Consider the following 17,522-nt stretch of genomic DNA (forward strand, 5'->3'; position numbering starts at 1 on the left):
AGCGAACAGGCGGAAATACTACTGAAGCTCACAGCGCAGCCTGGCGACCGAGCTGCTCACGCCCTCCCTGGTCGCCGTCGAGGTCCGAGCCGTGTCGCCGGTCGCGCAGGGCGATCGCCGCCACCAGGGCGGACGCGCCGACGCCGGTCAGTGCGGCGGTCGCGCCCGCCGGGCCCAGGTCGAAGAGCTGGCCGATCACCAGTTCGCCGGCGAAGGAGAACATGCCGGCGCAGAACGCCAGCACCCCGTAGTACGAGCCGAACCGCTCGGCCGGGGCGTGCCGGGTGACGCGCTGGAAGATCGACGGCTGGATGAGCCCGTTCGCCACGCCGTTCAGCACTGCGGCGATCATGAGCGGCCCCGGCTGCGTACCGTCCAGCGTGGCCAGCACGAAGAACGCCGCCGCCGCGCAGCACAGACCGGCGCGCAGCACCCACGGACGTTCGCCCCGTCGGCCCGCCGCCACGAACGGCTGCGCCGCGGCGGCGACGGCGGCCAGGACGCAGAAGCAGAGCGTCGCCGCGCCGGGCGCGAAGCCGAGCAGCGGCACGGCGGTCATGATGTGGTTGGCCAGCAGCGTCGTGGGCGCGGTCAGTAGCGCGAAGAGCAGGAACGAGCGGTCGCCGAGCACCGCCCGCACCCCGGCGGCCACCCCGCTGAACGGCGCCGGTGCGGGTTCGCGCCGGCCCTTGGGCAGCAGCAGGAACAGCCCGCAGGAGATCGTCCACATGGCGGCGGCGGCCCCGGCCAGCAGCGCGAACCCGGGCCCCGCGGCGAGCAGCAGCAGCCCCACGGGCGGGCCCGCGACCGTCGCGACGTGCTGCGCGGTCACGTACGCGGCGAAGCCCCCGGCCCGGTGCGCCGGCCCGGCGCCGGCCAGCAGCGTCTGGGCCGCCGGGTTGTAGAGCGCGCCGCCCACCGCGATCACGACGGCCGCGCACAGCAACGTGCTCACCTCGCCCGCCGTACCGAGCAGCGCGAAGCCCAGCGCGCGCAGCAGGCACGCGATCACCCCGGTACGGCGCGCTCCCAGCCGGTCGGTGAGCACCCCGATCGGCAGCAGGAGCGCGAACTGCAGGCCGGTACGCACCCCGAGCACCAGCCCCACCGTGCCGGCCAGCAGGCCGAGATCGTGCCGGAGGTGCGCGACCAGGTGCGCCATCACCGAGAAGAAGCCCAGGCAGGAGGAGAGCTGGATCACCACCACCGTGACGACCACCCGGCGGCCGGAGACGTCCTGGACGGGCGGGGGAGAGGCGGGAGCGGTGACGGTCACGGGAGTGAGCACACCAGAGACGGATCCGGCCGGTCCAATATCGGTACGCGCCACGACCGATACCCGAAACCGTATAGACCGCCCATCCCCGCAGGCCGCCGCCCCTCCGACAGCACCACCCGATCCCCACCGCAGCCCCGGACGCTAAGCCTCAGACGCCATGCGCCAGACGCCATGCGCCGGATGCCGTGGGCCGTGCGCTGTGGGCCGTGCGCTGTGGGCCGTGCGCCGGGCACCGGGCGCTGCGGGCCGGATGCCGTGCGCCAGACGCCGTGCACCGTGCGGTGTGCGCCGGACGCCGAATGCGTGCGCCGGGCGCGGATGTCGTGCGCCGGGAAACCGTGTCGCCTGGTTGGTGTCGTTTCGTCCCGATGGCGGGAGCGTGCCTGCCGGCGCAGCCGGTCAGGGCGTGGAGTCGGTCCAGGTGTGCGTGTCGATGGTCACGTTCGCGTCCGCATGGCTGATCCGGTACGGCTGGGTGAAGTCGACCGGGGCCGTCTTCAGCTGGGCGCGGTCGAAGGCGACGGAGATGCTCGTCCCCGAGATCACCGGCTTGGCCGCGACCGGGCCGGTCGCCGGCGTCCATGCGGCGCTCCACGCGCCGTCGCGGCCGGTGAACGACAGCACGAAGGTCTTGCCGTCCTGCTCGATGGAGACCGCCCACCGGCTCTGGCTCTTCCCGGACGGAGCCTTCCCCGGGATGGGACCGCCGGTGACGAACGCCAGCGTGACGCCGTCCTGGCCGCCGTTCGCCGCCGCCACCAGCAGGTCCGCGTACGGGGGCGTCTCACCCGAATCCGGCCCGCCCTTCACGTCCCCGGGTACGTCCTTCACCGCCGCGCTGCGGAAGCCCGGCTCGGGGATCGAGCACGTGAGGTCGGCCCGCGTGGTCCGGTCCGGCGTGACCCGGGCCGTCGTCGAACATGTCTTGCCGGCCACAGCCGTCTGGAGCCGGTAACCGCCCCGGGGCAGCGAGAAGCGGAACCCGCGGCGGTCCGCGCGCCGGCTCGCCACCCGCTTGCCCTTGCCGGTGAAGACGTCGACCTGTCCGGGCTGGTATCCGTCCTGCTCCGGGTCGCCGGAGGACGGCCCGCCGCTGTGCACGATGCCGCCGACCAGCATCCCCTCGGCCGGGGCCGGGGGAGAGGGGTCCTTGGAGGGGCCGGTCTCCGGGGTGGTCTCGACGGGAGCGGGGGTCGTCGGCCGCTCGCGGGGCTTGTCGTCGTCGTCCCGCGTGTGGGTGAGGAGGTCGGGCGACGGGTCGGTGGCGATCGGCGGGGTCGGTCCTGCCTGCGCCTGGGACGCCGGCGACTCCGGGTGGTCGGTGCCCAGCAGGTTCCAGGCCGCCGCGGCCGCGATGGCCGTGGCGACGAACCCGGCTCCCACGCTCAGCGTCCACCGCCGTACCCGCCGCCCACCGGCCGGCGCGGGGAGGGTGGCGCGGTCCGTACCCGTCCCAGAGACCGCCGCACCACCAGCCGTGGCACGCCCGCCGACCGGCGCCCGCCCACCCGAGCCGGACCGCCCCGCCATCGGCGAAGAGCCGGTCGCCGAGCGGTCCCGCCGGTCGGAAAGGTGCGTAAGGTCCTGGTGATCCCCGACGGCCGAACGGTCCGACGAATCGGGCACGCCGTCGAATGACGGACCCGAGGCCGATCGGTCCGCGAGTGACCGACCTGAGGCCGATCGGTCCGCGAGCCACGGGCCGGGGGCCGCGCGGTCCGCGAGCGACGTACCTGGGGCCGCGCGATCTGCGAGCGACGTACCTGGGGCCGCGCGATCCGTGCGCGCGCGGGCCGCCGCGGCCAGGGCTCCGGCGCTGGGCCAGCGATCCGCCGGATCCTTGGCCAGAGCCCGCATGACCACCTCGCCCACCGCCGCCGGCACGTGCGCGGGCAGCGGCGCCGGCGCCTCGTTCACGTGCTTGAGCGCGATCGCGACCGCGTTCTCGCCCTGGAACGGCACCTGCCCCGTCAGGCACTCGTAGGCGACCACGCCCAGCGCGTACACGTCCATCGCCGTGCTGGGCGCGGCGCCCTCGGCCTGTTCGGGAGCGCAGTAGACGACGGTGCCGAGCACGATGCCGGTGGCGGTCAGCTTGCCGTCGCCCGCCGAGCGGGCGATGCCGAAGTCGGTCAGCACGACGCTGCCGTCCGGCCGGATCACGAGGTTGCCCGGTTTGACGTCCCGGTGCACCACGCCGGCGTCGTGCGCGGCCTGCAACGCCCCGGCGGTCTGCGCGACCAGGTCCATCGCCGCGCCGGCCGGGATCCGCCCGCCGCGGGACAGCAGCAGGTGCAGCGGCTCCCCGTCCAGATACTGCATGACCAGGTACGGGGTGCGCCGGCCGGACAACTCGGCGATGCCGAAGTCGAACACGGCCACCACGCCGGGATGGTCGATCGTGGCCATGGACCGCGCCTCGGCATGGAACCGGGCCGCGAACTCGGGGTCGTCGGCCAGCCCCGCGCGGATGGTCTTCACCGCGACGACCCGGTCGAGCAGGAGGTCGTGCGCCCGCCACACCTCGCCGTGACCGCCGCCGCCGAGCCGTGACACGAGGCGGTAGCGATTCGCCAGCACGGTATCCGGACTGATCATGTTGCTGAGCCCCCGCCCTTCGCTCCGACACAAAGTGCCCGTTCATAGAAGACGGCTCATGCGGGTCAACGGTTCGAAGATCGGTCGATTTCTACGACGGAGCGCTCGCGGCGCGGACGGTCCGCGGCAGCAGGGCGACCAGCCCGAGCAGCACGGCGGCGGCCGGAACGCCCCAGGCCAGCACGTCGGGGATGGCCGCCGCGGTCGCCGCCGGGCCGGGCGCGCGCCCCTGGAGTTCGCGGGTGAGCAGACTGCCGAAGACCGCCACGCCGAGCGACAGCCCGAGCCCGCGTACGGACACCACGGCCGAGGTGGTGGCGGCCAGGTCGGCGGGAGGGGCCGCGTTCTGCGCGACGACGACCAGGTTCTGCATGAGCAGCCCGAACCCGACGCCCAGCACCGCGATCCCCGCCGCGAACAGCGGGTAAGGGGCGCCGGGAGTGAGCCGGCCCAGCACCGCGAAGCCCAGCGCCGCGATGGCCGCACCGGCCATCAGGTAGGGCCGGAACCGCCCGCTCGCGCCGATGCGGGCCCCGGCCAGGGAGGAGACCGCCATGAACGTCAGCACGTACGGGTTCAGCGCCAGCCCCGCCTGCGTCGCCCCCATGCCGTACCCGGCCTGCAGATACGTGGGCAGGTAGACGATCGAGCCGCCGAGCAGCGCGCCCAGCAGCGCGGTGGCGGGCAGGGCGGCCCGCAGGGCGGGGTGGGCGAACAGCCGGAGCGGCAGCAGCGGGTCGGCCGCCCGCCGCTCCCGCCGGACGAACAGCACCGCCAGCAGCACCAGCGCGCCCACCAGCCCGAGGATCGTGCCGGATGTCCAGGCGTAGGTGCGTCCGCCCCACTCGGTCACCAGCAGGAGACTCACCATGGCGCCCGCGAGCAGCGCGGCCCCGGCCAGGTCGGCCCGGCCGTGCGCGCCGGGGGTGGGCAGCCGCAGCGCGTACGCGGTCAGGGCCACGGCGAGCACCGCGAGCGGCAGATTGACGTAGAAGATCCAGCGCCAGCCCCAGGCGTCGGTGATGGCGCCACCGGCGAGCGGGCCGCCCACGCTGGCCAGCGCGAACACGCCACCGGTGAACCCCTGCACCCGGCTGCGCAGCCGTGGCGGGTACAGCTCCGACAACGCGATCGTAGGCAGCACGAACAGCCCGCCGGCGCCGACGCCCTGCAGCGTCCTGGCGGCGATCAGCTGCGGCATCGACTGCGCCAGGCCGCACAGCGCCGAGCCCGCGGCGAACACGGCGACCGCCGTGATGAACACGGTGCGCCGCCCGAACCTGTCGCTGACCCGGCCGTAGAGCGCGCCGGTCGCGGTCGAGGCCAGCACGTACGAGGTGACGACCCAGCCGATCGCGTCCATACCGCCGAGGTCGGCGGCGATGTCGGGCAGCGCGATGGCCACCACCGTCTGGTCGAGCACCGACAGCAGCATGCCGATCAGCAGCCCTGCGGTGGCGAGGGGGACGTTGCCGTTCCGGGAGGACACGGTCTCAGCCCTCCCGCCGCGCGAACGGGTCGGGCAGGCCGAAGTCCTCGCCGAGCAGGTCCTGGTCGATGGCCCCGCCGGCCAGGGTGCCGCTCGCCGCTGCGGCGATCACCGCGGCCAGCGGCACGGGAACGGTGCGCCGCCGGGCCATGTCGCCGGCCGCGTACACGCCGGGCACGCTCGTCCGGCCGAACTCGTCGATCTCCACGCACCCGTCGGCGAAGGCCGCGCAGCCCAGGCGGGCGGCCAGATCGGAGCGTTGCCGCGGCACGTTCGCGACGAACACCGCCGCCCGTTCCAGCGGCGGGCCGCCCTCGAACACGATCCGTTCCAGCCGTCCGTCCGCCCCCTCCAGCCGGGTGACGGGTTCGCACCGCACCGCCACGCCGTACGCGCTCAGGGTCTCCCGCGCGTCCTGGGCGAGCGGCTCGCCACCGGTGCAGAGCACGACGCTCGCGGCGAACCGGCTCAGCTGCAGCGCCAGCCGTACGCGGGCGGGCCCGGCGCCGAGCACCGCGACCGGCAGGCCGGTGCACTCGTAGCCGTGGCAGTAGGGGCAGTGGAAGGCCGAACGCCCCCACAGCTCGGCCACTCCACGCGGCCCGGACAGCTCGTCCGCCAGCCCGGTGGCCAGCAGCACCCGCCGCCCCTCGACCGCCCCACCCCCGGACAACCCCACCCGAAACCCACCGCCTACCGCGCCGGCGGCCGGAACGGCCTCCACCTCGTCAGCGGTGACCGTCCCCACGGCCACCGAGCCGGAGCCCCTCCCCACCGCCTCCGCCGTGGCGACCGTCCCCGCCAGCGTCCGGATTGCCGGATATCCGGCCAGCTCCCGCCGGCCGAGCGCACGCAGCTCGTCCGGCGGGATCCCATCCCTGGTCAGAAAGTTGTGCACGGTCTCGGCCCGGGCGTTGCGCCCCTCCCCGGCGTCGACCAGCAGCACGGTGCGGTGCACCCGTCCCAGCATGAGCGCCGCGGCCAGACCGGCCGGACCTCCGCCGGCGATGACGACGTCGTACATCGTTGCCTCCATGAGTTCGCACGTCCCGAACGGAGGCAAGTCTGCAAGTTAAGGTCAACATGAAGTCAAGCGACACCACGCGGACCTATGAACGGGCGATCAGCTGGTGTAGCCGCGTGCCGCGTAGTCGTAGGCGTCGTTGTACCGGACGTACGCCTTCTTCCCCTCGAAGGGCTGGAACTGATCGGGCTGCCACTTCTTCTTGTTCTTGAGGAAGTAGTTGTCGGACGGACACTTACCGCGAGCCCAGAACGAGGAGATCTTGTCACGCCACCATTTGGTGAACTCGTACTTCTTGCACTTGGACGCGGATGCCTTCCACTGGGCCATCGCGCCGCGCCAGTTCGAGTCCGTGTAGACGCAGTAGTACCCGGCCTTGCAGTCCTTCGCCGTGGCCGAAAGCAGCACGCTGACCGCGCCGCTCTCATAGGAGATCTCGTTGTTGCTCACCTTGGTCCCGTTCGGGAAGGCCGCCATGTACGCCTCGACCGCGGCGGAACTGCCGACGGCAGCCTGGGCCGGAATCGCGCTGGAGGCGACGACCCCGGCGGCGACGGCGACCCCGGCGATCTTCAGCGTTCTGACGAGAAGCGGATGCTGGCTCATTTCGTCTCCCTCTCCGTGTGGTCGCCCCGAAGATAGACACGCCGATGTTGAGCCCCCGTTGAGTCCCCGTTGACTCCGCTGCTCGTGCTCAGGCTGCCGGCAGGTCCTTGATGTAGAGGAGGCCGTCGTACGTGGGCAGGTGGGTGGGGTTCAGGGGGATGTAGCCGTAGTACGGGGATTCGCGGGGGGCCGGGGTGGCGGGGAGGGTGGTGGTGAGGTGGCGGGTGTCGATGAGGTGGCGGTCGCCGGGGAGCTGGTGGAGGAGGCCCTGCAAGGTGTCGGGAGGTGGGGCGGGGACGTCGTGGTGGCTGATGGTGCCGACGTCGGTGGCCAGGAAGGCGTAGTCGTCCCCGAGGCGGGGGCTCACCAGCGCGCCGGCGCCCCACCAGTCGAACGGCTGGTCGTTCATCGTCAGCGTGCCCTTGTCGCGCTGGAGGTGGGTGTTGTGGGCGTAGACCAGGGTCGGGCCTCGTTCGGCCAGGGCGAGGAGGTTCTCGGCCATCATCGTGTCGCGCACGCTCGCCAGCCGGGCCCAGCGGGCCGGTGACGTGTCGGCCATCCCGTAGTGGTAACGCAGCAGGCCGGTGGCGCTGCGGCCGTACAGGCGGGCCCGTTCGAGCTCTTCAGGGGTTGAGGTCGCGATCAGGTGCGGCAGGGACGCGTCGAACAGCGCCACCAGGTCGTCGGCGAGCAGCCGCAGCTGCTTGGCGTCGTCGGAACGGCCTACGGACCGGGACGGTTCCCAGGCGGCGGCGGGGTCGGTCCAGCGCTCGTCGGCGCCGATCAGCTGGTCGAGGGTGCCGGCCGCGCAGGGGAGCAGGGCCGGCTCGACGCGGGCGGCGAGGTAGCCGTGCAGGGCGGTGAGGACCTGCCGGGGGCTCGCCCCGGCCTCGATCTCCAGCGGGCCGTCGAAGCCGGCGAAACGCAGCTGCTCGGAGGCGGGCCTGCCGTCGTTGTACGCGCGCATCCAGCGCACGAGCTCGCGGTTGCCCGGGGACGCGCCCCATCCGTGGCTGATGCCGCGCGCCACGACCTCGTCGAGCGTGCCCGTGCCCGAAGTGACGTAGTCGTCCACGGCCAGGCCCGTCAGGCAGTCGCTCTCAAGGGCGATGATCCGGTAGCCGTCCTGCTCGACGAGCTGCCGGAAGAGGTCGTTGCGTACGTCGAGCAGGAGCTCCTCTCGGTGGGTGGGTTCGCCGAGGGCGAGCAGGCGCGGCCGGACCGGCAGGAGTCTGGCGACGGTGGCGGCTTCGACGGCATGGGCGGATTCTTCGATGAGGCCGATGTCCATACCTTCAACGGTATCGTTGAACTTTCGATGAGAACTTTGGCCGATGCTCCCGTGGTCGTGGCGTTGAAAGCTTCAAACAGGTGGTCAGCCGACGTGGACGAGCGGGCGGCGGGCGGGGTCCGGCTCGGCCTGGCGGAGCACCTCGCGGGTCAGGGGCGGCACGTCGCCGCCGCCGAAGACCAGGTAGCGCAGCAGGGCCCCGATGGGGTTGCCCTCGACGGCCCAGTGGAAGTAGACGTGCGGCGTCTTGCCGTACCTGTCGCGCAGGTGCAGCAGCAGGGCGGCGATGGAGTTGGCCACGGTGGTGCTCTGCATGCGCAGGACGCGGAAGCCGTGCCGCTCCTCGCCGACCACGCGCAGCTCGCCGGCGAACTCCGAGGCGTCCGGGATGGTCACCTCCAGGAACAGCAGGCCCTCACTGGTACGCAGGCGGTGCAGCTCCCACGCCTCGCGGGCCTTGTCCACGTACTCCTTGGCGTCGCGGGTGTGCGGCTCGTTGGCGATCAGGTAGATCTCGCCGGCCTCGTTGATGAAGCGGCGGGCGCAGTCGTCCAGGCTGATGGTGGTGACGCGCAGCTCGGTGGAACGGGTGGCACGGGAGACGAGCGAGATGACCACGATCGCCAGGACGAACAGCAGGGCGATGACCAGGCCGTCAGGCCGTTCGATGATGTTGGCGACGGTGGCGTAGGCGAAGATCAGGCTGATGAGCCCGAAGAAGGCGGCGGCCTTGAGCCGGCGCCCGGTCCAGGCGGCCAGGGTGACGGCGACGCCGGCCGACAGGATCAGGGCCAGCACCCCGGTGGCGTACGCGCCGCCCTGAGCCTCCACCTCGGCGCCGAAGACCAGCGTGATGAGGAACGCGATGCCGGTGAAGACCAGCACCATGGGCCGGGTGGCGCGGGTCCAGTCGGGGGCCATGCCGTAGCGCGGCAGGTAACGCGGGACGATGTTGAGCAGCCCGGCCAGGGCGGAGGCCCCCGCGAACCACAGGATCGCGATGGTGGACAGGTCGTACGCGGTGCCGAACCAGTCGCCCAGGTAGAGGTGGGCCAGGTAGGCCAGGGCGCGGCCGTTGGCCGAACCGCCCTCCGCGAACTCCGCCGCCGGGATGAGCACGGTGGTGGCCACGCTGGAGGTGATCAGGAAGACGCTCATGATGACGGCGGCGGTGGTCAGCAACTTGCGCGCGCCCCTGATCCGTTCCGCCAGCTCGCCCTTGACCAGGGGCATGACGGCCACGCCCGTCTCGAAGCCGGACAGGCCGAGGGCCAGCTTCGGCATCACGTACAGGGCGACGGCCACCATCGCGATCGGGCTGGAGTAGTCGGAGGCGAGGACGTCCCGCCAGCCGGCCACCTGCTCGGGCCGGGTCAGCACCCGCTGGACGGCGGTGCCCACGACGACCAGGTTGAGCAGCAGGTAGACGGCGACGAGGACGACCGCGATGGAGATGGCCTCGCTGAAGCCGGTCAGGAACACCCCGCCGAGCGCGGCGATCAGGGCCAGGGTGACCGGCACCTGCCAGCCCGCCCAGGAGTGCGGGACGAAGGGATTGTGCAGGATGTGCGCGGTCGCGTCCGCCGCCGACAGCGTGATGGTGATGACGAACGCGGTCGCCACGAACCCGAGCAGGAACAGCACCAGCAGCTTGCCGCGCCAGCCGGGCAGCAGCCGTTCCAGCATCGACAGCGAGCCCAGCCCGTTGGGGCTGTCGGCGGCCACCTTCCGGTAGACCGGCAGCGCGCCCAGCAGCGTCAACGCCACCAGCAGCAGCGTCGCCACGGGGCTGAGCGCGCCGGCGGCCAGCGCGGCGATGCCCGGCTGGTAGCCGAGGGTGGAGAAGTAGTCGACGCCGGTCAGGCACATCACCTGCCACCACCGGTGCCGGTGCCCGGCGGGCTCCTCGGCGGGACGGTTCACCGGGGTCTCGGGGGTGGGCAGGCCCTTGAGCAGCCACCGCCGCAGCGGCGTGTCGGGCACGGCCGCACGCTGGTCCACCTCGGTCACCTGGATCCTTCCGTCGTCAAGGAGACGTCAGGACGAAGACACTAGTGAGGCAAGTAGGGGTGCCAGCGTGATCGCGCCGTCAATAAAACGTCAATATTCGGGCGGTGGCTGAGCCTGGATCGCGGATGGGTCGGCTGTGGGGGTCGTGCTGGTGGGTGGCTCGGTTGTGGGGAGTCGTGCCCGCGAGATGGTCGGCTGCAGGGAAGCTCGTCTCCGGGTCTCCGGGTCTGCGGGTCTCCGGGTCTGCGGGTCTCCGGGTCTGCGGGTCTCCGGGTCTGCGGGTCTGCGGGTCTGCGGGTCTGCGGGTTTCCGGGTCTGCGGGTTTCCGGGGCCCTTGCGGGTTGCGCCCGTCAGGTGCGGGTGGGGCGGATGAGGAGGTGGCCGTAGGGGAGTTCGCCGGTTACCTGGACGTGGAGTTCGCCGGGGCGGCGGCGGCCGGGTGCCTTGCAGGACACTCGGCCCCAGGCGGACCGTACACCGTCGGTGTTCGCGCTCGCGCCGGCGGGCACGATGATCGTGGCGTGGCCGTAGGCGAGGTAGAGCGCGATGTCCACCTGCGTGTGCCGGATGACGGCCCGCGACAGGTCCAGCCGCACCCTGCCGTACGCGGACTCGATGTGCAGCCGGCGGGGGACGTTCCAGTCGCCCGACCGCTTGAGGCCTCCGCCGATCGACTGGAGTTTGACCACCTCGTCGTGATGTGGCAGGTCGGCGGTGACGAGGTCGAGCTCCTGGAGCGAGACGGAGGTGAGCGCGCGTTCGAGCCGCCGCTCCAGCTCCTCCTGGTCGAGCCGCCCGTCGGCGTACGCCTGCTGCACCAGCTCCACCACCCTGTCGCGGTCCCCGTCGGAGACCCGTGCCGTCGCGGGGTTCACCGGCTGACGGCTCTCTTGTACAGCCGCGTGGCCAGCGGCACGAACACGGCCAGGAGCACCACCGACCACGCCAGCGACACCGGCACCGCGTGCTGGAGCGGCCACGCGGCGGGCGTGGGCAGGGCCGGGCTGGTGTTGCCGAACAGTTCGCGTGCGGCCTGGACGAGCGTGGAGACGGGGTTCCATTCGGCGATCGGCTTGAGCGGGCCCGGCAGGCGGGCGCTGTCGACGAAGGCGTTGGACAGGAACACCATCGGGAACGACAGGATCGTGGCCACGTTGTTGAACACCTCGGGCGTGCGCAGGGCCAGCGCGACCGTCGCCGTCACCCAGGAGAAGGCGTACGAGAACAGCAGCAGCATCAGGAAGCCGAGCGCGGCCTGCGGCGGCGAGGAGTTGATCCGCCATCCGACGAGCAGGCCGACCACGGCCATGGTGACCATGCTGGTCAGGTTCATGATCACGTCGGCGATGGTCTGACCGGTCAGCACCGCCGACGGGGACATCGGCAGCGTGCGGAACCGGTCGAAGATGCCCCGCTGCAGGTCCTGCGTCAGGGTGTAGCCGGTGATCTGCGCGCTGGTGACGATGGTGAGGACGAAGATCCCGGGGAGCAGGTATTCGCCGTACGACATGCCGGGCAGGCTGATCATGCTGCCGAAGACGTAGGTGAACAGCAGCACGAACACGATCGGCAGCATGACCACGCCGCCCAGCAGGTCGGGGGCGCGGCGGATCTTCAGCGCGTTGCGTTTGGCGATCGTCATGCCGTCGGCGACGGCCAGGTTGAGGGCGTTCATCACACGGTCTCCTTGACCTTCTCGTCGGCCTCGTGTCCCGTGAGGGTGAGGAACACGTCGTCCAGGGTCGGCCGGCGCAGCCCGGCGTCGCGTACGGTGACCCGTTCGGCGGCCAGGCGGCCGAGCGCGGCGGTCAGCGCGGTCACGCCGCCGCTGACCGGGACCGTCACCCGCAGGATGTGCGGATCACGCTGCGGCTCTCCCACGGCCAGCGGCGCGAGGGCCCGCTCCGCGGCCTCCAGGTCCGCCGCGCTCGTCAGCCACACCTCGACCCGGTCGCCGCCGACCTGCCTCTTGAGCTCGTCGGAGGTGCCGAGCGCGATCACGCGCCCGTGGTCGACCACCGCGATGCGGTCGGCCAGCCGGTCGGCCTCCTCCATGTATTGAGTGGTGAGCAGGACCGTGGTGCCCTCCGCGACCAGCTCGGAGATGACGTCCCACAGGCTCGCCCTGGCCCGCGGGTCCAGGCCGGTGGTGGGCTCGTCGAGGAACAGCACCGGCGGGTTGGCGACCAGCGCCCCGGCCAGGTCGAGCCGCCGCCGCATGCCGCCCGAGTAGCCCTGCACCGGACGGTCAGCGGCCTGCGTGAGCTCGAAGCGCTCCAGCAGCTCGCGGGCGCGCTGCCGGCTGCGCTGCACGCCCAGGTGGTAGAGGCGGCCGACCATCTCCAGGTTCTCGGCGCCGGTGAGGTGGTCGTCCACGGCCGCGTACTGGCCGGAGGCGCCGATGTGGGCGCGCAGAGCTCGTGCGTCGCGGACGACGTCGAACCCGGCCACCGTGGCGTGCCCGGCGTCCGGGCGCAGTAACGTCGTCAGGATGCGGACGGTGGTGGTCTTGCCGGCGCCGTTCGGGCCGAGCAGCCCGAACACCGTGCCCTCGGGGACGGCCAGGTCCATCCCGTCGAGGGCGGTCACGTCGCCGTATCTCTTGACCAGCCCCTCGGCCATGATCGCGTCAGGCATGGAAGTCTCCTTGTTCGTCAGGATCGGTGGATGGCGATGTCGCCGTGCGCGGTGTGCGCGCTCACTTCGACGACGTCGTCGGTGTGGCCGGGGCCGTCGCTGGACTCCAGCTCGACGTCTACGGTGCCGTACTTGGAACTGAGGTCCAGCCAGGCCGCGCTGCCCTCACGGATGCCGAGGTCGAGGCCGCCGCCGGTGGTCTCCATGACGACCGAGCCGGACACCACCTCGCCGATGCGCGCGCTGCCGTACGAGGTCTTGATGGCGACGCCGGACAGGGCGCGGTCGACGGTGATGTCACCATGAGAGGTCTGCAGCCGCAGCTCGCCGGTGATCTCGCCGAGGCGCAGGTCGCCGTGGGAGTTCTTCAGCGCCGCCGTGCCGTCGATCGCGCCGATCCGGATGTCGCCGTGGGTCGTGGTGACCTCGGCGTGGCCGGACGAGCGGGTGACCGAGATGTCGCCGTAGGTGGTCTTCAGCCGCAGCCGGCCGGCCTCCTCCACGCTGACGTCGCCGTAGGAGGTGGTGAACGCCACCTCGCCGAGCGGCCCCCGGCAGTGCAGGCCCGTCGCCGCCTTGGCGTCCACGCGGGAGCCCGCGGGCAGGTCGATCGTCACCTCGATCGAGCCGCTGTGGCCGAGCAGCAGCGAGCGTGCCCAGGACGTGGGCGACTCGACCAGTTTGTCGAACGACAGGCCCCAGCCGAGCGACGTGGCGGGCCCGGAGCCCTCCACCCGCAGCAGCAACCTGCCGTCGGCGAGGTCGACCTGCGCCTGCCGGGCGGCCTCGACGTCGGATTCGTTGAACTCGTCGCTCGGGCGCACCTCCACGACGGTGTCGGCGCGCTCGCTCGCGTTGATCCTTAAGGTGGCCGTCGGCAGGTCGATGATGACGAGGACGGGCTCGGGAGTCTCGAAGGTCGGCATGGCGATCCAGTCGTCGCGGGTTGACGTGGTCATCAGCGCACCCAGCCGCTGTAGCGGTTGCCGGACTGCCGCGGCGCGCCCTTGCCGGAACGCCGGGCGTCCTGGCCGGGGTCGAGGGCGGCGGAGACGGCGCGTACCAGCCAGGCGTTCACGGACAGGCCGTCGCGGGCGGCGGCCTCCTCGATGCGCGGCTTGAGGTGCTCGGGGACGCGCAGCGAGATCCGGGACGTGCCGCCGTCGTCGGCGTCCGGCGGCAGGGGCGGTGGAGGTGGCGGAGCGGGCGGGCCGTGCCGCCCGCTCTCCTCCTCGAACGAGGCGGGGACCAGCGGTGGCGTCACCACGAAACCGGGATCGCGGCCACGCAGCCGGACCTCGACCGAGCCGGGGGCGAGGTCGCGGGTGATCTCGTCCGCGGCGGCGGACAGGGCCTCCAGCAGGGCGAGCCGGGTGGCGGACTCGAGCGTCGCGGCCAGGCGCTCGGCCAGCGCCCGCGCCTCCTCGCCGCCCGCCGCGGCGGCGATGGCGAGCTCACGCCTGAGGTTGTCAACGTACGGAGCCAGGTCCATGACGTCACTATGGCATCATGATGACGTCATGGCAAGTCGAGTGGGTCCTATTGATGGTGCCATGGTGGCGTCATGTGTGGCAAAGTGACGTCACCGTTCATGAGGGCTGTCGGTGATGCGGGTTCAGGGCAGCAGGTGGCCCACGGTCTCCTCGCGGGCGCGGCGGAGGAAACCGGAGTAGTCGCTGCCGCCGGTGCCCTTGGCGGTGCCGTCGCGTTCGAAGCGCTGGATGTAGCGGCCGGTGATGCCGATGTGCTGGGCCCTGAGCCGGGCCAGCACGTCCACGGCCCCGTTGTACGCCTCCGCCAGCCGTGGCCGGTCGGCGCGCCGGTTCGACACGTAGTCGCGTACCGAGAGGCCGGTCTCCAGATCGGTGAGGAAGCGGCGGTGCGGGGTCGGCATGTATGCGCGCATACCGGTGAGGAACGCGGCGGTCATCTCGTCGTCATGGCGGACGCCGAGCCCGGCGTCGAACGACTGGATCAGGGAGCTCTGTGCGGCGCTGCCGCCGGCCAGCACGACTGGTCCGCGATCCACTCCCTCGAAGATCAGCCCGGGTTCGGGCCAGCCCGTGAGGAACGGTCTGATCCGGTGGTAGAAGACGTGCGGGTCGCACCAGCGTTCGATGTCGAGCAGCGCCTCCACCGTGCGGCCGAGCACCTTCCGCACGCCGGCCAACGCCTCCGTGAGCCGGTCGGGGTCGTCGCCGGCCACGGCGTCGCGGGCGCGCACGAGCAGCGGCAACCCGGGCGCTCCGGCCAGTTCGACGCCCAGGGTGGCGAGGTAGAACCACTTCTCGTCCACGCCGCCGACGAACGTCACCTGGGTGTCGATGTTGGACGTGCTCAGCGGCTCCGTCCTGTCGATGCGCCGCCAGTTGTTCAGGACGATGGAGGCGTGGGCGATGATCGGCGGCCGGTCCAGTTGGCGGGCCAGGTCGTCGAGGGGGCGGGCGACGGGGGCGGGAAGGGTGCGGGCGGGGGTTTCTGATCCCCATACGTACGCGTTCGCCAGGCAGGTCAGCAGCAGCATGGCCCGTTCCCGCTCCCCGGGCGAGCTCAGCTTGGCGGGCGTGAGCACGGGCAGCGACGCGATGGCGTCGCGCAGGCGACCCGTCATGATCAGGGCTGATATGTCGCGTGCGGTCCGTTCCCAGGGGCGGTAGTACGGCGGCAGCGCGTTCACGGGGTCGTCGCCGGGGACGAATCCCCTGACCGGGTCGATGGCATAGTCGTTCAGATCGGCCATCCGTCCCGCCCCAGGCGTCATCGGCTCCTCCAGCCCGGACACCCGCGCCGCCCCAGCCCCTGGTCCGGACGTCGGTGCCACGCCGACTTCTGGTCCGGGCGTCCGTGCCGTTCCTGGCTCTTGCAGGTCGGACGCCGGTGCTGCCTCAGCCTTCGGTCTGGGCCCCTGTGCCGTCCCAGGCTCCTCCAGCCGGTCGCCGGTACCGGCCCAGGTTTCTCCGGGTCGGCCGTTTCCGTGGTCATCGGTTCTGCTCCGGTGAACCGTCCGCGGGGGCGAGGATGCGCCAGGCCGCGGGATGCACTGTCCAGGCGTAGGAAGGGCCGGCCTGGCAGAGTTCGCCGTCGGCGTTGGCCGGAACCGGCTCGCCGTCGATGGCGACGGCGCGCGCTCTGAGGGTCACGACGTCGTCATGCCGGCGCTGTCTGCCGAGCCGCAGCAGCAGCCCGAAGGTCAGCCGGGCCAGGGGCGACACGGCGAAGGAGACGACCACGTCCGCCAGGCCGTCGTCCGGCCGGGCCTGCGGGGTGAGCGGGGTGCCGCCGCCGATCGAGGTGCCGTTGCCGACGCCCACCATGAGGATCCGCCGCCGGCCGTCGGCGACGGTCCTGCCGTCCGCGCGCACCCGCAGGTGCCAGCCCTTCGCGCGTACGCCGGCCAGCAGCGCGCCCGCCGCGTAGGCGACCCGGCTCAGCCACGGCTTGAGCGGTGTCGCCTCCTCGGCGGCCAGCGCGCCGACGCCGACGTGCACGGCGTTCACCACGATCGCGCCGTCGCCGGCCACGAGCAGGTCCATCGGACGCTCCCGGCCCCGCAGCACCACCTCGGCGGCCTCGCGTGGGTCGAGTGGGATGCCCAGCGAACGCGCAAGGTCGTTGCCGGTGCCCATCGGGATCAGCCCCACCGGGCGCTCGGCCAGCTCGCCACGGGCCAGCAGCTCCGCAACGAGCGTGTGCAGGCTGCCGTCGCCGCCGAGGACGACCGGCACCCGATCGGCGTGCTCGGCCAGCGCCCGGCCGATGTCCTCCGGCCGTTCCGTCACCCGCTCCACGACGTCGGCCCCGCCGCCGAGGACGTCCAGCACCGCCTTGCGCCGCTCCTCGCCGGCTCCGCCCGCGGCCGGATTGCCCATCACCAGCAACCTGCGAGCCATCGCGCCTGCCCTCCCCGATCCCTGCCCTGTCAGTGTCCTGCCCTCCTGGAGCCTTGCCTTCCCGGTGTCTTGCCCTCCCGGAGTCCTGGGCGCTCGATGCCCATGATTCGCCCCGCGAAACCGGGCCGGGGAGACGGTGACCCTCCGGCATCTACGGACCGGCGACACCGATGGCGTGCAGGTACGGAGGGTACCGACGACGTGGAGGGCGTGGAGGGCGTGGAGGGCGTGTATGGCGTGGAAGGCGTAGGTGGTGCAGATGATGCGAGAAGACGGTGTGAACAGCGCGGATGGTGCTGGAGATGCCGGAGGCACGGGTGGCCGAGCTGGAGCGCCTTCTTGCTGCGGCGGATCCACCGCGGGGAGGTGCTGAGCGACGAGGAGATCCTGTCGGAATGCCGTCCCGCCGGCCGGCTCATCCGCTATCTGACCTGGTACTCATGTGAGCTCACCGGGCGCCGGGCCCGGCTGCGCGAGCTGGTCGTGCGCGAGGTCGAAACCGCCGCACGCGCCGCTCCCGCCGGCTTCTGGACGGTCCTGCTCAGACTCCTGAACGGCTTCGAGGGCACCCTCCCCGAACTCCTCACCACCACGACCGCCCAGACCCGCCTCCCACCGACCTCCTGACCGCGCGTCCGGCCCGCAGACCTCGGACCGCGCGTCCGGCCTGCCGACCTCGTCCCGCGTCTGCCCGCCAA

The 17,522-nt window shown here is 72.3% G+C and carries 15 protein-coding genes; 1 reads left to right on the forward strand and 14 read right to left on the reverse strand.

Going from position 1 to position 17,522, the window contains the following annotated elements; translation table 11 throughout:
* Positions 1-28 precede the first annotated feature (28 nt).
* The 14 genes from OIE67_RS10245 to OIE67_RS10310 all read right to left on the reverse strand — a co-directional run bounded on the left by OIE67_RS10245 (position 29) and on the right by OIE67_RS10310 (position 16,824).
* Complete coding sequence (locus tag OIE67_RS10245; RefSeq protein ID WP_326638919.1) at positions 29-1,276, reverse strand: MFS transporter; 1,248 nt, start codon at positions 1,274-1,276, stop codon at positions 29-31.
* 402 nt (positions 1,277-1,678) lie between these two features.
* Positions 1,679-3,877 carry a serine/threonine-protein kinase gene (locus OIE67_RS10250; protein WP_326638921.1) on the reverse strand — a complete coding sequence of 733 codons (2,199 nt, stop codon included), beginning with the start codon at positions 3,875-3,877 and terminating at the stop codon, positions 1,679-1,681.
* A gap of 91 nt (positions 3,878-3,968) precedes the next feature.
* Positions 3,969-5,366 (reverse strand): MDR family MFS transporter, encoded by a 1,398-nt coding sequence (locus tag OIE67_RS10255; protein ID WP_326638923.1) that lies wholly within the window; start codon positions 5,364-5,366, stop codon positions 3,969-3,971.
* 4 nt (positions 5,367-5,370) lie between these two features.
* Positions 5,371-6,390, reverse strand: a complete 1,020-nt coding sequence (locus OIE67_RS10260) for an NAD(P)/FAD-dependent oxidoreductase (protein WP_326638924.1) — start codon at positions 6,388-6,390, stop codon at positions 5,371-5,373.
* Positions 6,391-6,489: 99 nt separating this feature from the next.
* A complete protein-coding gene (locus tag OIE67_RS10265; protein WP_106249795.1) occupies positions 6,490-6,996 on the reverse strand; it encodes a peptidase inhibitor family I36 protein in 507 nt (168 codons plus the stop codon).
* Between the two features lie 88 nt (positions 6,997-7,084).
* Positions 7,085-8,287, reverse strand: a complete 1,203-nt coding sequence (locus OIE67_RS10270) for an erythromycin esterase family protein (RefSeq protein WP_326638926.1) — start codon at positions 8,285-8,287, stop codon at positions 7,085-7,087.
* A gap of 84 nt (positions 8,288-8,371) precedes the next feature.
* On the reverse strand, positions 8,372-10,297 hold the full coding sequence (locus tag OIE67_RS10275; RefSeq protein ID WP_326638928.1) for an APC family permease: 1,926 nt from the start codon (positions 10,295-10,297) through the stop codon (positions 8,372-8,374).
* Positions 10,298-10,647: 350 nt separating this feature from the next.
* Positions 10,648-11,172, reverse strand: a complete 525-nt coding sequence (locus tag OIE67_RS10280; RefSeq protein WP_326638930.1) for a DUF1707 SHOCT-like domain-containing protein — start codon at positions 11,170-11,172, stop codon at positions 10,648-10,650.
* The gene (locus OIE67_RS10285) at positions 11,169-11,972 is read right to left on the reverse strand and encodes an ABC transporter permease (protein WP_106249787.1); all 804 of its coding nucleotides are present in this window, start codon (positions 11,970-11,972) and stop codon (positions 11,169-11,171) included. The genes OIE67_RS10280 and OIE67_RS10285 overlap by 4 nt, the downstream gene beginning before the upstream one ends.
* The gene (locus OIE67_RS10290) at positions 11,972-12,934 is read right to left on the reverse strand and encodes an ATP-binding cassette domain-containing protein (RefSeq protein WP_106249785.1); all 963 of its coding nucleotides are present in this window, start codon (positions 12,932-12,934) and stop codon (positions 11,972-11,974) included. The genes OIE67_RS10285 and OIE67_RS10290 overlap by 1 nt, the downstream gene beginning before the upstream one ends.
* Positions 12,935-12,951: 17 nt before the next feature.
* The gene (locus OIE67_RS10295) at positions 12,952-13,893 is read right to left on the reverse strand and encodes a DUF4097 family beta strand repeat-containing protein (protein ID WP_326638933.1); all 942 of its coding nucleotides are present in this window, start codon (positions 13,891-13,893) and stop codon (positions 12,952-12,954) included.
* Positions 13,893-14,426, reverse strand: coding sequence for a hypothetical protein (locus OIE67_RS10300; protein WP_326638934.1), 534 nt, complete (start codon positions 14,424-14,426; stop codon positions 13,893-13,895). Before OIE67_RS10300 ends, OIE67_RS10295 begins: the two co-directional genes overlap by 1 nt.
* A 123-nt stretch (positions 14,427-14,549) precedes the next feature.
* Complete coding sequence (locus OIE67_RS10305) at positions 14,550-15,755, reverse strand: indoleamine 2,3-dioxygenase (protein WP_326638935.1); 1,206 nt, start codon at positions 15,753-15,755, stop codon at positions 14,550-14,552.
* 157 nt (positions 15,756-15,912) lie between these two features.
* Entirely contained in the window at positions 15,913-16,824 is a 912-nt protein-coding gene (locus tag OIE67_RS10310) for a diacylglycerol/lipid kinase family protein (RefSeq protein ID WP_326638936.1), read from the reverse strand.
* 339 nt (positions 16,825-17,163) lie between these two features.
* Here OIE67_RS10310 and OIE67_RS10315 point away from each other — a divergent pair, with 339 nt between their 5' ends.
* On the forward strand, positions 17,164-17,451 hold the full coding sequence (locus tag OIE67_RS10315) for a hypothetical protein (protein WP_326638937.1): 288 nt from the start codon (positions 17,164-17,166) through the stop codon (positions 17,449-17,451).
* Positions 17,452-17,522 lie beyond the last annotated feature (71 nt).

The sequence above is a fragment of the Nonomuraea fuscirosea genome (assembly GCF_035917475.1).
Lineage (GTDB): Bacteria > Actinomycetota > Actinomycetes > Streptosporangiales > Streptosporangiaceae > Nonomuraea > Nonomuraea fuscirosea.

What these genes read in the sequence shown, in the direction of transcription:
- OIE67_RS10265 (WP_106249795.1), bottom strand. Translation starts at nt 6,996, where the DNA reads ATGAGCCAGCATCCGCTTCTCGTCAGAACGCTGAAGATCGCCGGGGTC.
- OIE67_RS10295 (WP_326638933.1), bottom strand. Translation starts at nt 13,893, where the DNA reads ATGACCACGTCAACCCGCGACGACTGGATCGCCATGCCGACCTTCGAG.
- OIE67_RS10290 (WP_106249785.1), bottom strand. Translation starts at nt 12,934, where the DNA reads ATGCCTGACGCGATCATGGCCGAGGGGCTGGTCAAGAGATACGGCGAC.
- OIE67_RS10285 (WP_106249787.1), bottom strand. Translation starts at nt 11,972, where the DNA reads ATGAACGCCCTCAACCTGGCCGTCGCCGACGGCATGACGATCGCCAAA.
- OIE67_RS10260 (WP_326638924.1), bottom strand. Translation starts at nt 6,390, where the DNA reads ATGTACGACGTCGTCATCGCCGGCGGAGGTCCGGCCGGTCTGGCCGCG.
- OIE67_RS10310 (WP_326638936.1), bottom strand. Translation starts at nt 16,824, where the DNA reads ATGGCTCGCAGGTTGCTGGTGATGGGCAATCCGGCCGCGGGCGGAGCC.
- OIE67_RS10270 (WP_326638926.1), bottom strand. Translation starts at nt 8,287, where the DNA reads ATGGACATCGGCCTCATCGAAGAATCCGCCCATGCCGTCGAAGCCGCC.
- OIE67_RS10250 (WP_326638921.1), bottom strand. Translation starts at nt 3,877, where the DNA reads ATGATCAGTCCGGATACCGTGCTGGCGAATCGCTACCGCCTCGTGTCA.
- OIE67_RS10300 (WP_326638934.1), bottom strand. Translation starts at nt 14,426, where the DNA reads ATGGACCTGGCTCCGTACGTTGACAACCTCAGGCGTGAGCTCGCCATC.